At 66.5% G+C, this 14,042-nt stretch carries 11 protein-coding genes; 4 read left to right on the forward strand and 7 right to left on the reverse strand.

What is annotated here, in order from left to right; all coding sequences use genetic code 11:
* Positions 1-13 precede the first annotated feature (13 nt).
* The 3 genes from gatB to aspS are packed head-to-tail and all read right to left on the reverse strand — an operon-like array spanning position 14 to position 4,986.
* Positions 14-1,420, reverse strand: coding sequence for an Asp-tRNA(Asn)/Glu-tRNA(Gln) amidotransferase subunit GatB (gene gatB / locus BN3266_RS02510; protein ID WP_082671627.1), 1,407 nt, complete (start codon positions 1,418-1,420; stop codon positions 14-16).
* A gap of 20 nt (positions 1,421-1,440) precedes the next feature.
* On the reverse strand, positions 1,441-2,889 hold the full coding sequence (gene gatA, locus BN3266_RS02515) for an Asp-tRNA(Asn)/Glu-tRNA(Gln) amidotransferase subunit GatA (RefSeq protein ID WP_154668965.1): 1,449 nt from the start codon (positions 2,887-2,889) through the stop codon (positions 1,441-1,443).
* Between the two features lie 21 nt (positions 2,890-2,910).
* On the reverse strand, positions 2,911-4,986 hold the full coding sequence (gene aspS / locus BN3266_RS02520; protein ID WP_059003514.1) for an aspartate--tRNA ligase: 2,076 nt from the start codon (positions 4,984-4,986) through the stop codon (positions 2,911-2,913).
* A gap of 652 nt (positions 4,987-5,638) precedes the next feature.
* On the opposite strand from aspS, the gene BN3266_RS02525 reads away from it, so the two are divergent.
* On the forward strand, positions 5,639-6,814 hold the full coding sequence (locus tag BN3266_RS02525; RefSeq protein WP_059003516.1) for a VanZ family protein: 1,176 nt from the start codon (positions 5,639-5,641) through the stop codon (positions 6,812-6,814).
* A 70-nt stretch (positions 6,815-6,884) separates the two neighbouring features.
* Entirely contained in the window at positions 6,885-7,415 is a 531-nt protein-coding gene (locus BN3266_RS02530) for a GNAT family N-acetyltransferase (protein WP_059003518.1), read from the forward strand.
* 307 nt (positions 7,416-7,722) lie between these two features.
* On the opposite strand, the gene BN3266_RS02535 is transcribed toward BN3266_RS02530, so the two are convergent.
* The 4 genes from BN3266_RS02535 to BN3266_RS02550 form a co-directional block, all read right to left on the reverse strand.
* Positions 7,723-9,117, reverse strand: a complete 1,395-nt coding sequence (locus BN3266_RS02535) for an MFS transporter (RefSeq protein WP_059003519.1) — start codon at positions 9,115-9,117, stop codon at positions 7,723-7,725.
* A 72-nt stretch (positions 9,118-9,189) separates the two neighbouring features.
* Complete coding sequence (locus BN3266_RS02540; protein ID WP_059003521.1) at positions 9,190-9,789, reverse strand: DJ-1/PfpI family protein; 600 nt, start codon at positions 9,787-9,789, stop codon at positions 9,190-9,192.
* 42 nt (positions 9,790-9,831) lie between these two features.
* Complete coding sequence (locus BN3266_RS02545; RefSeq protein WP_059003523.1) at positions 9,832-10,158, reverse strand: hypothetical protein; 327 nt, start codon at positions 10,156-10,158, stop codon at positions 9,832-9,834.
* A 149-nt stretch (positions 10,159-10,307) separates the two neighbouring features.
* Positions 10,308-11,636, reverse strand: a complete 1,329-nt coding sequence (locus BN3266_RS02550) for a replication-associated recombination protein A (RefSeq protein WP_059003526.1) — start codon at positions 11,634-11,636, stop codon at positions 10,308-10,310.
* A 344-nt stretch (positions 11,637-11,980) separates the two neighbouring features.
* Here BN3266_RS02550 and BN3266_RS02555 point away from each other — a divergent pair, with 344 nt between their 5' ends.
* A complete protein-coding gene (locus BN3266_RS02555) occupies positions 11,981-12,655 on the forward strand; it encodes a response regulator transcription factor (protein ID WP_044991735.1) in 675 nt (224 codons plus the stop codon).
* Entirely contained in the window at positions 12,652-13,923 is a 1,272-nt protein-coding gene (locus BN3266_RS02560) for a sensor histidine kinase (RefSeq protein WP_059003528.1), read from the forward strand. The genes BN3266_RS02555 and BN3266_RS02560 overlap by 4 nt, the downstream gene beginning before the upstream one ends.
* Positions 13,924-14,042 lie beyond the last annotated feature (119 nt).

Consider the following 14,042-nt stretch of genomic DNA (forward strand, 5'->3'; position numbering starts at 1 on the left):
GGTCTCTGCGGGGTCAGCGGTCCAGCAGGCGGCGCAGGATGTCCTGGGTGCGCGCGGGGTCGGCGCGGCCCTGGGTGGCCTTCATCACCCGTCCCACCAGGGCCTGCAGGGCGGCCTTTTTGCCCCGGCGGTAGTCGGATGCCGAGCGGGGGGCCGCCCGCACCGCCTCTTGGGCCAGCCGGGCGAGGGCGGTTTCGTCTGTGATCTGCCACAGCCCCTGGGTTTCGATCCACTCCTCGGGCGGGCCGTCTTGCCGCCAGAGGGCTTCCAGCGCCCGGCGGCAGGTGGAGCTGTTGATTTTTCCCTCCCCCCAGAGCTCGCAGAGGGCGGCCAAATGGGCGGGGGAGAGGGGGATCTCGCCCCCGCCCTCCCCCAGCAGGGAGAGGACCTCGCCCAGGATCAGGTTGGCCGCCAGCGCGGGGTAGCGACAGCGGACAGCGACCGCCTCGAAGTAATCGGCCACCTCCTGCCGGGCGGTCAGCTGTTCGGCCGCGTAGGGGGTGAGGCCGAACCGGGCCACGTAGTCGGCCTTGCGCGCGTCCGGCAGGGCGGGGCTCTCCCCCTGCAGCCGGGCCAAATAGGCCTCGTCGACTCGAATCGGCGGCAGGTCGGGGTCGGGGAAGTAGCGGTAGTCGTTGGCATTTTCCTTGCGCCGCATGGAGAGGGTCTTGCCGCTGTTCTGGTCAAAGCGGCGGGTCTCCTGGACAACGGCCTCCCCGGCCTCGAGAGCGTCCACCTGGCGGCGAAACTCGTATTCGATGGCCCGGGTGACCGACTGAAAGCTGTTGAGGTTTTTCATCTCGGTTCGGGTGCCGAGGGCCTCTTCCCCCGCCGGGCGGACCGAGAGGTTTACATCGCAGCGCAGGGAGCCCTCCTGCATCTTGCAGTCGGAGATGCCGGTGTAGAGGATGACCGTCCGCAGCTTTTGCAGGTAGGCCTTGGCCTCTTCGGCCGAGCGGATGTCCGGCTCGGAGACGATTTCGATGAGGGGCACCCCGCAGCGGTTGCAGTCGATCAGAGTGCCGCCCCCGGGCAGGTGCACCAGCTTTCCCGCGTCCTCCTCGATGTGGATGCGGGTGATGCCGACGGTCTTCTGCCCCCCCTCGGTCTCGATGGACAGGGCGCCCCCCTCGCAGAGGGGGAGGTCGTACTGGGAAATCTGATAGGCCTTGGGCAGGTCGGGGTAGAAGTAGTTTTTTCGGTCCTGCCGGGAGCGGGGGGAGATGTGGCAGCCGGTGGCCAGCCCCGCCTTTATCGCGAACTCCACCACCTGGCTGTTGAGCACCGGCAGGGTGCCGGGCATCCCCATGCAGACAGGGCAGCACTGGGTGTTGGGCGGGGCGCCGAAGGTCGTGGGGCAGTCGCAGAAGATCTTGGCGGCCGTCTTGAGTTCGACGTGCACCTCCAGCCCGATGACCATCTCATACCCTTTATAGGTGTTCACACGCATGATTTCTCCCCCTCTCGATCCTGTTCAAAGGCCTGTCCGGCCCGGTAGAGGTCCCCCTCGCCAAAGGGGCGGCCGATGAGCTGCATCCCGATGGGCAGGCCCTGGCTGTCCGCCCCACAGGGCAGGGCGAGGGCCGGCACCCCGGCGATGTTGACGGGCACGGTGTAGACGTCTCCCAGATACATCTGCAGCGGGTCGGCGGCCTTTTCGCCGATTTTGTAGGCGGTGGTGGGGGCCACCGGGGAGAGGATGCAGTCAAAGTCCCGGAGGATCCGGTCGAAGTCCCCCTTCACCAGGGTGCGCACCTGCTGGGCCTTTTTGTAGTAGGCGTCGTAGTAACCCGAGGAGAGGACGAAGCTGCCCAGCAGGATCCGCCGCTTGACCTCCCGCCCAAACCCCTCGGTGCGGGTGTTCTTGTAGAGGCTGTCCAGGTCGCTGTAGTGGGGGGAGCGGTAGCCGTACTTCACCCCGTCGAAGCGGGCCAGGTTGGAGGAGGCCTCGGCCGAGGAGATGACGTAATAGGCCGGCAGGGCGTATTCCAGGGTGGGGAGGGAGACCTCTTCCACCTGGGCGCCCAGGCGGGCAAAGGTGTCGGCTGCCCCGCGGATGGCGGCGGCGATTTCGGGGGCTAGGCCCCGGCCGAAATACTCCCGCGGCAGGGCGATGCGCATCCCCTTGACCCCACCGTCGAGCTGGGCGGTGAAGTCGACCCAGTCCCGGTCCAAGCTGGTGGCGTCGCGGCTGTCCTTTCCCGCCAGGGCGTTTAGCACCAGGGCGTTGTCCCGCACCGTGCGCGTCAGCGGCCCCACCTGGTCGAGGGAGGAGGCGAAGGCCACCAGCCCGTAGCGGGAGACTGCGCCGTAGGTGGGCTTCATCCCCACCACCCCGCAGAAGGCCGCCGGCTGGCGGATGGAGCCGCCGGTGTCCGAGCCCAGGGCAAAGGCGCATTCCCCGGCGGCCACGGCAGCCGCCGCCCCGCCGGAGGACCCCCCCGGCACCCGGCTCAAATCCCGCGGGTTGCGGGTGATTTGAAAGTGGGAGTTCTCGGTGGAGGAGCCCATGGCGAACTCGTCCATGTTCAGTTTGCCCAGACTCACCGCCCCGGCCTCCTCGGCCCGCTCGACAGCGGTGGCGGTGTAGGGGGGAACGAAGGTCTCGAGCATCTTGGAGGCGCAGGTGGTGGCGACCCCCTCGGTGCAGAGGTTGTCCTTGACCCCCATGGGCACCCCGGCCAGGGGGGGAAGGGGGTCGCCGGCGGCCCGCCTTGCGTCTATCTGCCCGGCGGCGGCCAGGGCCCGCTCGGCAGTGACGGTCAGAAAGGCGGCCACCTGGGACTCGGCTGCGGCGATCTGTGCCAGGTGGGCCTGGGCGACCTCCTGGGCGGTGAAGGTCCCGGTCCGAATCCCCTCGGCCAGGGCCCAGGCGGTGTATTCTGTCAACTCTTTCACGGCGCGCTCCTCCTATTCTACCGCCGAGGGCACAAAGAGGTAGCCGTCTTGTGCCTCGGGCGCGTTTTGCAGCAGTTTTTCCCGGCCGGTGAAGGGGCGGGGCCCCCCAGTCCGAAAGACATTTTCCAGCGGCACCACGTGGGAGGTGATCGCCACCCCCTCGGTGTCCACCTGGGCGAGGGCGTCGGCGAAGGCAATCATCCCCTCCATCTCCCGGGCGAGGGAGGCCCGCTCCCCCTCGGCGATGCGCAGTTTCGACAGTTCGGCCACCGCCTCTACGTCGATTTGAGGGGCGGGCCGCGCCCCCTCCCCCCGGCTGCCGGGGCGGAGGAGGGCGTCCAGCCCCAGCTCGGCCAGCTGTCCCTGGTCCACCGGTGAGGGGGCTTCGGTGAGGGGACAGATCGCGTCTTTGTTTTTGGGAAAGGCGATGACCTCCCGCAGGGAGGGGGCGCCCAGCATCAGCATCACCAGCCGGTCCAGGCCGAAGGCAAAGCCCCCGTGGGGCGGGGTCCCGTAGGAGAAGGCCCGCACCAAAAAGCCAAAGCGCTCCTCGACCTCCGCGGGGGAGAAGCCCAGGGCGGCAAACATCTGCCGCTGCACCTCGGGCTGGTGGATGCGGATGCTGCCGCTCCCCAGCTCCACCCCGTTGAGCACCACGTCATAGGCCTGGGCCCGCACCCGGGCGGGGTCGCTCTGCAGATAGGGCAGGTCCTCGGGATAGGGCATGGTGAAGGGGTGGTGGGTGGCCAGGTAGCGCCCCTCCTCCTGCGACCACTCAAATTCGGGGAAGTCGGTCACCAGGCAGAAGCGGTAGTCCCCCTCCTGCCGTAGATCCAACATCTGGGCCAAATCCAACCGCAGGCCGCCCAGGGTGCGGCAGACGGTGGCGAAGGAGTCGGCGCAGAAGAGGAGAAGATCCCCCGGCCGGGTGCCCGCCCGCTGCAGGATGGCGTCTAGTTGGGCGGCGGTGAAGTACTTGGTGAGGATGGAGTTGATCTCCCCGTTGGAGCGGACGGCGATCCAGGCCATCCCCTTGGCGCCGTAGCCCAGGGCGCGGCGGGTCAGCTCCTCAATCTGGGAGCGGGTGAGGGAGGCCCCACCGGGCAGGTTGATGCCCCGCACCAGACCGCCTGCCGCCACCGCCCGGTCAAAAACCGAGAAGCCGCAGCCGGCCGCCAGGTCGCTTAGCTCCACGATGGGGAGGCCGAAGCGGAGGTCGGGCTTGTCGGTGCCGTAGCGGTCCATGGCCTGGCGCCAGGTCAGGCGGGGGAATGGCTCCTCCATCTGCACCCCCAATACCTGGGAGAAGAGGGATTTGAAGAGCCGCTCTAGGTGCTGTAAGATGTCCTCCTGGTCGACAAAAGAGAGCTCCATATCCACCTGGGTGAACTCGGGCTGGCGGTCCGCCCGCAGGTCCTCGTCCCGAAAGCAGCGGGCGATTTGGTAGTACCGGTCCACCCCGCCCACCATCAGCAGCTGCTTGAAGATTTGGGGGGATTGGGGCAGGGCGTAGAAGGAGCCGGGGTGTACCCGGCTGGGGACCAGGTAGTCCCGCGCCCCTTCAGGGGTGGATCTGGTGAGCATCGGGGTCTCCACCTGCAGAAAGCCCGCCCCGTCCAAGAAATCCTCCACCGCCCGCACCACCCGGTGGCGAAAGCGGAGGTTTTTCTGCAGCTGGGGGCGGCGGATGTCCAAGTAGCGGTACTTCATCCGCACGCTCTCCCGCACCCGCTCCCCCTCCTCCAGGGAGAAGGGGAGGGTTTCGGCGCGGGAGAGCAGTTCGATCTCCCGCGCCGCCAGTTCGATGGTGCCGGTCTCCAGCTTGGGGTTGTAGGTCTCCTCCCCGCGGATGCGGATGTCCCCCCGCACGGCGATGACCGACTCGCTCTTCAGCCGGTCGGCCACTGCAAAGCCCGCGGGGCTGAGGTTGCGGGCGTCAAAGACCACCTGTAAGATGCCCTCCCTGTCCCGCAGGTCCACAAAGATGACCCCGCCCATGTCCCGCTTGGTCTGTACCCAGCCGGTGGCGGTGACGGTGCGGCCGGTGTCCCGCTCCCGCAGGGCGCCGCAGTAATCGGTTCGCTTCACAACGATTGCTCCTCCTTTTGCGCTTGGCGCTTCAAATGCCGCCGGGCAGAGGATGGAAAAAGAGAGCCTTCCGCCCCGCAAATTGGGACGAAAAGCTCTCTTCACTTTCCGCGGTACCACCCAAATAAGCCGCGCCCTTGCGGCCCACTCGTCACACACTGTGTCCGAAAGGGGAAAGATCCGCTCCCTCTCGGCCTATGGTCTGCGGCTGTAACGCGCCGCCCGCGTCTGAGCCTACTGCCGGCAGCGCCGGGTTCGGTCAGCGGCTCGGGGATGTTCTTCCCCCCGCTTCCTCTGCGCCGGCTCTCACCTCTCCCGGCTCTCTGTCGCGTTGGACTGCGGGGCTACTCTTCCCGTCGTCACCTTTCTCTGTTGTGAATGAGGTTATTATATCCCGATTTGGGCGGTTGTCAAGCGGCAGATCGCAATTTTTACGGCGGCCCGCCCGATTGGGCGGCGACTTGTGCCCCTTTTATGCAGGTTGCAAAATGGGAGGCAAGAGGGCGCAGACTGCACAGTTTTGGCAAATTTTTGCCTGCTGTTTTGGTGGGGTTTTGGAACTTTAAAAATTGCGCCTTGATTTGGCGCTACAGGTGTGCAAAGATAGGGCAGTGATGTTTTCCAATGTACACGCAGCAAGGCGGTGTTTTGTGTGCGCTCCTACCTCGTCCCCATCCAGGCGGCCTTCCTCCTCTTCCCGGTGCTGGCCGCCCTTTTCTCCCTGCCCTATGTGGTGGCCCAGTACCGGCGGTACGGGGCGCTGCTCCTCTTTCGGGTGCTCGTCGTCTACTCCCTCATCCTCTACCTGATGTGCGCCTTTTTCCTCACCGCCCTCCCCCTGCCGCCCATCTCCCAGGTGGCGAAGATGACCACCCCCATCCGCCAGCTGCACCCCTTTCACTTTGTGCAGGTGTTTTTGCAGGAGAGCTGCCTGGTGCCCGGCGACCCCTCCACCTGGCTGCCCGCTCTGCGCCAGGGCTGTTTTTATCAGCCCGCCTTCAACCTGCTGCTCCTCTTTCCCCTGGGGATCTACCTGTGCTACTACTTCAAGCGGGGCTGGGCCTCCACCCTGCTGCTGGTCTTTTCCGTCACACTCTGCTTTGAACTCATCCAGTACTCGGCCCTCTTTGGCATCTACCCCCGGCCCTACCGGATGTTTGACGTGGACGACCTCTTTCTCAACACCCTGGGGGGGATGCTGGGCTTTTGGCTCACCCCGGCCCTCAGTTGGCTGCTCCCCACCCGGCAGCAGCTGGACACCCTCTCCTACCGCAAGGGGCGGCGGGTCTCCTACCCCCGGCGGTTGGTGGCCTTCTGCCTCGACTGGGGGCTGCTGGCGGGCCTTGTCACCCTGGCCCACCGGGGTTTGGGCTGGCCCGGCCTGCGTGACCTGCTGGGGCTGCGCAGCTGGGGAGCGGCCCTGCTCTACCTGGGGCTGGTGCTCCTCTACTTTGTGGCGCTGCCCTGGCTCACCGGCGGGCGCACCCTGGGCAAAGCCTTGGTGGGGCTCAAACTCGCCGGGGAGGGGGGAGAGCGCCCCCGCTTCTGGCAGATTCTGGTCCGGCAGGGGATGCTCTACCTGGTCTTTCTCCCCGCACCGGTGGTGGCCCTGCGGCTCTTTGAGCGGCGCGCCGCCCTCTCCCAGGGGCTCAACCTGCCGGTGCTGGTCCTCTTTTCCCTGCTGGGACTGGTCTCGGCCTTCTTCGTCTTCTCCCTCTTTGCCGCCGGGCTCACCCGGCAGCACCGGCTGCCCTACGACAAGCTGGCCGGCACCGAAAACCGCAGCACCGTCGCCCGCCGGGGCGGGGAGGAGGCGCCGCGGCCTTGACAGCCCCGGGGGCAGATGGTATGATGCCCCAAACACCCGCCGCCCGGCGGTGAAAAGAGGAGGGCTTTTGATGCCGTTACAGCTTGTGTTTCCCAGCGAGGAGTGGAGCGACCAGGTGCTCTGCTACCGCGCCGAATTTTTGGAGGCGGGCGACAGCCTGGATGGCACCGCCGGCCTTGCCGAAGCGGGCAGCTTTGCCGCCTGGCTGGCCGCGGTGCGCCGGAACCGGCGGGAGGAGACCGCTCTCCCCGGCATGGTGCCCGCCACCACCCTGCTGGCGGTGCGGCCGGAGGACGGGCGGCTGGTGGGGATGATCGACATCCGCCACCGGCTCAACGACTACCTGCTGCAGTTTGGCGGCCATATCGGGTACAGCGTCCGCCCCTCCCAGCGGCGGCAGGGGTACGCCAAGGAGATGCTCCGCCAGGGGCTGGCGCGCTGCCGGGAGATGGGACTTGCGCGGGTGCTCGTCACCTGCAACCGGGAAAACCGCGCCTCGGCGAGGACCATCCTCGCCTGCGGCGGGGTGCTGGAGGACGAGCGGGAGCGGGAGGACGGCGGCGTGACCCAGCGCTACTGGATCGTCCTGCCCCCCGCCTAAAGTCGACCTCGCAGAGAAAGAGGGCCGCGAGAGGATCTCTCTCGCGGCCCTCTTTTTTGCCGCTTCGCGCCCCCTGATTTTACCGGGGGGTCAAATCGATTTGGCGGAAGTCTTTTCTGAAAGGGTGTTGGAGGGGTGGAAAAGAATGCGATTTTTGGGGGTGGGTGACATGAAGGGGTGTCCGGGATCGCCGGTCTGGCGGCGGCAGTGGGGTACACGCGGCCGTAAAACCCTGCTGCGCCCTGGGCGGCTGAGCCCACGCGATGCCCCTTTGGAGCTGCCGTCCAGCGCCCATCGAGGCGTGGGGTCAGGGAGCCGGCTCCCCCGCCTCGGCGGGGAGGGGGGAGGGGGCGGCCACCCGTTTCTCGCAGCGGGGGAGGACGACAAAGTAGAGGGCCGCTCCCACCAGGAAAATCAGCAGGATGCTGAGCACCCCCCAGGGGGCGGCCTCCTGGGCGACCCCTTCCAGCACGGCGGCCGGGGCGTCGGCGGCGATCCCCCGGGAGGAGCGGATGACAGAGGCTGCCACCGAGGAGGCCAGGGCCACCACGCTGGGGCCGATGATGGCCGAGAATTTGCCGAAGATGTCGTAGAAGCCGAAGAATTCGCCCGAGCGGGAGCGGTCGGGGATCATCTTTCCGAAGAGGCTGCGGCTGAGGGCCTGGATGCCCCCCTGGCTGGTGGCCACCAGGATGGCCAGCACCCAGAACTGCCAGATGGAGCGGATGAAGAAGCCGAAGACGCAGATGCACATGTAGATGCCGATGCCGACCCCCACCATGGTCCGGGCGCCGAAGCGGCCAGCCAGCTTTTGGTAGAGCAGGGCGAAGGGCAGCCCCAATAGCTGCACCAGCAGCAGGGCCAGCAGCATCTCGGTGGAGCCCAGGCCCAGGGTGTCGCCGTAGCTGGTGGACATGTGGATGATGGTGTTCACCCCGTCGATATAGAAGAAATAGGCCAGCAGGAAGACCAGCATCTGCCGGTGGCGAACAATTTCCTTCACCGTTTTGCCCAGCCCCTTCAGGGCCTGTCTCACCGCCCCGGGGCGGTAGGGGGCGCCGCTTTTCTGGCGGACGTTTTTGAGCAGCGGCCAGCTGAAGCAGAGCCACCAGAGGGCGGTGAAGCCAAAGGCAAAGCTCAGGCAATAGATCATCTCCACCCCCACCAGGTTGAGGAGGAGGAAGAGGAGCAGGGGGATGGTGCTCCCCCCGATGTAACCCAGCCCGTATCCCAGCAGGGAGACCTGGTCCATCCGCTCGGGGGAGGTGACGTCGACGAGGAAGCTGTCATAGTAGAGGTTGGCCCCGGCGAAGCCCACCGTGCTGACGATATAGAGCCCCAAGATCCAGAGGCCCACCCGCTCGGCCACGGCGGTGTCGGTAAAGCCGGTGAGGGGGGTGATGGCCAGCCCGGCACAGGAGAGGACCCCCACCGCCAAAAAGATGCAGAACAGCCGCTTGCGCCAGCCCCAGAAGTCGCCCAGCGCCCCCAGGATGGGGGCCAACAGGGCCACCAGCAACATGGCGATGCTGGTGCAGTACCCCCAGGTGGCCATGCTGCTGGAGGAGTCCCGGGTGAAGCCGGCCACGGTGCCGTAGAAGATGGGCAGCACGGTGACCACCACCACGCTGTGGGCCGAGTTGGCCCAGTCGTACATCATCCAGCTCTTTTCCTCTTTGCTGTAACCCTTTAACAGTCCCATTGCGATACCCTCGTCTCTCTCTCATTTTTTGCAGGGGGAAAGGCGGCCGCCGCCTTCGGCGGGCCGGGTCGATCACGACATGGTCGACAGGGGGGCGTTGTAGTAGCCCAGCTTGTGAAAGGCGAACCACTCCTGAATGAGGGGTTCGGGGGCGGCGTCAAGGGCCAACAGGGCCTCTTTGGCAAATTCCAGGGCGGCGGTGCCGTTGGCGGTGACGATGTTTTGGTCCCGCACGGCCTGCCGGGTGAGATAGCGCTCCTCCCCGGTGTAGGCCTCCCCTGCCCAGCGCTTCAAGTCCCCCAGGTCGTTGGCAGTGTGGCGCACCTGGTTGAGGGCCCCAACGGTCCCCAGGAAGCCCGCGGCGTCGCAGATGCCGCCCAGCACCCGCCCTTTGGCCAGACAGTCCTTCACCAGGGGGGTCACCCGGCGGGCGCTCTCCTCCCGCCAGGAGAGGCCGCCGATCAAAAAGAGGGCCTCGTACTCCTCCGGCGCCCCGTCCACAGAGAAGTCGGGCAGCGCCCGCACCCCGCCGATGGAGGAGACGGGCTCCCCGGTCAAAGAGACGGTTTTGACGGCGTATTTGCCGGGGGCCAGCATTCCCAGGGCGGAGGCGAGATAGGCGCCCTCCCAGTCGGCCCACCGGTCGAGCAATACAAGCAAAATGGTTTTCAAAACGACAGCACTCCTTTTTTCGCCGCGCAGAGCCGCGGCCAGCTATTTTTTTCCGCTCTTCACCGCGTCGGCGACGGCGTAGACCATGTCAAAGCCCAGGGCGCAGAGGGCGAGGAGGAAGGGGATTTTTGATAGGGTGAGGATGTGGACGGTCTCCAGGGCGAAAAAGGCGGTCAGCCCGCCAAAAATCACCGCCACCAGGCGGTATTCGGCCCGTTTGTCCGCCCGGCGCCGCTCCGCTTTCCCCTTCCAGCGATAGGTGTTTGAGAGGATGGGGCCGCGGCCCCTCGCCGCAAAGGCGGTGTAGACGCCGCCCAGCAGGGCCAGGGCGCCCGTGGCACAAGCCAGGGCGATTTGCCAGTGGGTCATTGTTGAGACGCCTCCTTCCAGACGGGCGCCGGGGGCGGCGCCAGGTGGACCGCCCAGCACGGGGGTCACCCCTATCCTACCACAGCTGCCCGAAATGGCAACCGATCGGGGAGAAAAATGACAGAGATTTTGCAGAGGGAGGAGGGGGATCATCCCTTCCAGCCGTGTTCCCGCTTCCACCGCTCGATCTGTTCCAGCCGCTCTCGGTAGCGCTTTTCCGAGCCCTGGTCGGTGGGCTGGTAGTACCGCTTGCCCAGCAGGGAGTCGGGCAGGCACTGCATGGCGGTCACCTTCTCGTCGGCGTCGTGGGCGTACTCGTACCCCTCGCCGTAGTGCAGCTCCTTCATCAGGCGGGTGGGGGCGTTGCGGATCTGCAGGGGCACCGGCTCGGCCAACATCCCCAGGGCGTCCTTCTTGGCGCTCTCGTACCCGGCGTAGAGGGCGTTTGACTTGGGGGCCAGCGAGAGGTAGGCCACCGCGTGGGCCAGGTTGACCGAGCACTCGGGCATGCCGATGAAGTGGCTGGCCTGGTAGGCGGCCACCGCCACCTCCAGGGCGCGGCTGTCGGCCATCCCCACGTCTTCGCTGGCGAAGCGGATGAGCCGCCGGGCCACGTAGAGAGGGTCCTCCCCGGCCTCCAACATCCGCGCCAGCCAGTAGATGGCCGCCGAGGGGTCGCTGTTGCGCATCGACTTGTGCAGGGCCGAAATCAGGTTGTAGTGCTCCTCGCCCCCCTTGTCGTAGAGGAGGGACTTCTTGCTGATGCACTGCTCCAGGCTCTCCCGGGTGACCACCGTCCGCTCCCCCTGCCGCTCTCCGTTGAGGACGGCCATCTCCAGAGTGCCCAGGGCGGTGCGGGCGTCGCCGTTTGCAAAGGCGGCCACCGCCTGCACCAGTTCGTCGGCCATCTCCACCTGCAACTTGCCAAAGCCCCGCTCGTCCGTCAGGGCGCGGTGGAGCAGTTCGACGATCTCCCCCTCCTTTAAGGGTTGGAGCACAAAGACCTTGCAGCGGGAGAGAAGGGCCGAGTTGATCTCAAAGGAGGGGTTTTCGGTGGTGGCGCCGATGAGGGTGATGCTCCCCCGCTCCACATAGGGGAGGAAGGCGTCCTGCTGGGCCTTGTTGAAGCGGTGGATCTCGTCCACAAAGAGGATGGTTCGGTCCCCCATCATCCGGCTGCGCTCGGCCGCTGCCATCACCTCTTTGATCTCCTTGATGCCGCTGGTGACGGCGCTGAAATCCACAAATTCCGCCTGGGTGCGGCGGGCGATGATGCGGGCCAGGGTGGTTTTGCCCACCCCCGGCGGCCCCCAGAAAATCATGGAAGAAATCAAATCCTGGTCGATGAGTTGGCGCAGGATCTTTCCCTCCCCCAACAGGTGGCGCTGCCCTGCGAACTCCTCCAGCGTCTCCGGCCGCAGGCGGGCGGCCAGGGGCTGCGACTGGGTGCGGGAATCAAAAAAGCTCTGCTGTTTCAAGCGGCTCTCCCTCCTCTGTGCCATGTGGGCAAACCTTTGTTTTCTCCATTATACCCGGCGCAGGGGACGAGGGCAAGGGAGAGCAAAGGAGGGCAAGGGAGAGCACGGCAGGAGAAAAGGGGACGGCCCGACGAAGAAGGGGGAGGGCATTTTCTTTAAGTTGATTTTAGGCGGAGGCGGTAGGGTGAAAAGAGAAATTTGACCGCCGCGGCCTTGGGTTTTCCCCGATGCCGGGGTATAATGGAAAAAAACGCCGCGGGCAGGGGGAGATGTCCCCCCGGGGGGCACCCGATTGGAGAGAGGGGCCGCCGGCCGGGGCGGCGGAAGGAGAGGGGAGAGGCGCTGTGCGATTGCTGCTGGCCGAGGACGAGCGGGAGCTCTCTGCCGCCCTGGTGGCCATTTTGCGCCACAACCGATATGAGGTGGACGCCGTCTACGACGGGGAGGACGCCCTGGCCTACGGCGAGAGCGGCCAGTACGACGGCATTGTCCTGGACATCATGATGCCGAAGATGGACGGTTTGCAGGTGCTGGCCCGGCTGCGGGAGCAGGGGGTCTCGACGCCGGTGCTCCTCCTCACCGCCCGCGCCGAGATCGAGGACCGCATTGCCGGGCTGGACGGCGGGGCTGACGACTACCTGAGCAAGCCCTTTGCCATGGGGGAGCTGTTGGCCCGCATCCGCGCCATGACCCGCCGCCGAGAGGTATACGCCCCCAACACCCTCACCTTTGGCGAGCTCTCCCTGGACAGGGAGAGCTTTGAGGCGCGCTGTGGAGGGCGGGCCCAGCGGTTGGCCAACAAGGAGTTTCAGATGCTTGAAATGCTGCTGCAAAACCCCGGGCGCTACCTCTCCACCGAGCAGTTGATGGAGCACGTCTGGGGGTTTGACGCGGAGGCCGAGGTCAACGTGGTCTGGGTCACCCTCTCGGGGCTGCGCAAGAAACTGGCGGCCCTGGAGAGCCGGGTGCAGATCCAGGCGGCCCGCGGCATCGGCTACCGGCTGGAGGAGAGGGGATGATCAAGCGGCTGCAGCGCAAGTTCGTCCTCATCGCCATGGGCTCCCTTCTGGCGGTGATGGTGGTGCTGGTGGGGGCCATCAACGCCGTGAACTTTGTGCAGATGGACCGGCGGGCGGACCGGCTGCTGGAACTGATCTCCCAAAACGGGGGCGGGTTCCCGGCGGGGGGGAAGGAGCCCTACCGGGGGGAGAAGCCCCAGAAAGAGGGGCTGTTGGGCCCCGGCATGACCGAGGAGACTCCCTTTGAGACCCGCTATTTTGTGGTGTGGGCCGACGGGGCGGGACAGGTCTCCCAGCTGGACACCAGCCACATTGCCGCCCTCTCCTCCCAGGAGGCCCGGAGCCTGGGGGAGGAGGTGCTCGCCTCGGGGCGAACGGGCGGCTACAAGGGCAGTTACAAATACCTGAAGACCGCCAGCGGTAGCGGGAGCATGGTGGTCTTTGTCGACTGCAGCAGCCAGATGCGCACCGGGCTTTTCTATCTGGCGGTCTCCTGCGGGGTGGCGGCGGCCAGCTTTTTGGTGGTGCTGGTGCTGGTGAGCGTTTTTTCCCGCCGGGCGGTGCGCCCGGTGATGGAGAGTTTGGAGAAGCAAAAGCAGTTCATCACCGACGCCGGACACGAAATCAAGACCCCTCTGGCGGTCATCTCGGCCAACACCGACGTGCTGGAGCTGGAGAGCGGGGCCAACCAGTGGACCGAGAGCATCCGCAACCAGACCGCCCGTTTGGAGCGGCTGGTCAAGGACCTGCTGGCCCTCTCCCGCATGGAGGAGGGGAGGATCGCCCTCTCCCTGAGCGATTTCTCCTTCTCCGACGTGGTGGAGAAGGCAGCCGAGCCCTTTCTCGCCCCCGCCCGGCAGAGGGGGCAGACCCTCGAGCTGGCAATCGAGCCGGGGGTCGCCCTCTGCGGGGACAAGGGCGGGGTGCGGCAGTTGGTCTCCATCCTGCTGGACAACGCCGTCAAGTACGCCGGCGAGGGGGGGCGCATCCAGCTGCGGGCCGGCCGCCGGGGGCGGGGCGCTTTTTTGGAGGTGGTCAATACCGCCGACAGCCTGCCTGAGGGCGATTTGGACAGGCTCTTCGACCGCTTTTACCGGGCCGACTCCTCCCGCGCCCGCGCCACCGGCGGGTACGGCATCGGCCTCTCGATCGCCCGCGCCATCGCCGAGGCCCACGGCGGCAGGATCACCGCCCGTCGGGGCGAGGGGGAGATCCGCTTTCTGGTCGCCCTGCGGGCGGGGATAGAGGGCCCGGGAGGGCAGAAATAAGCAAAGAAACAGTTCTCAGCGGACGGCCGTCTGCTGGGAGCTGTTTTTTTGTTCCATCTTTCCTTTTCGGGGAGGATTTGGGGGAACATGCGCCCTTTTTGGCCGAAGGGGTCGAGGGC

The organism is Bittarella massiliensis (ex Durand et al. 2017) (genome assembly GCF_001486165.1).
GTDB classification, from domain to species: Bacteria; Bacillota; Clostridia; order Oscillospirales; family Ruminococcaceae; genus Bittarella; species Bittarella massiliensis.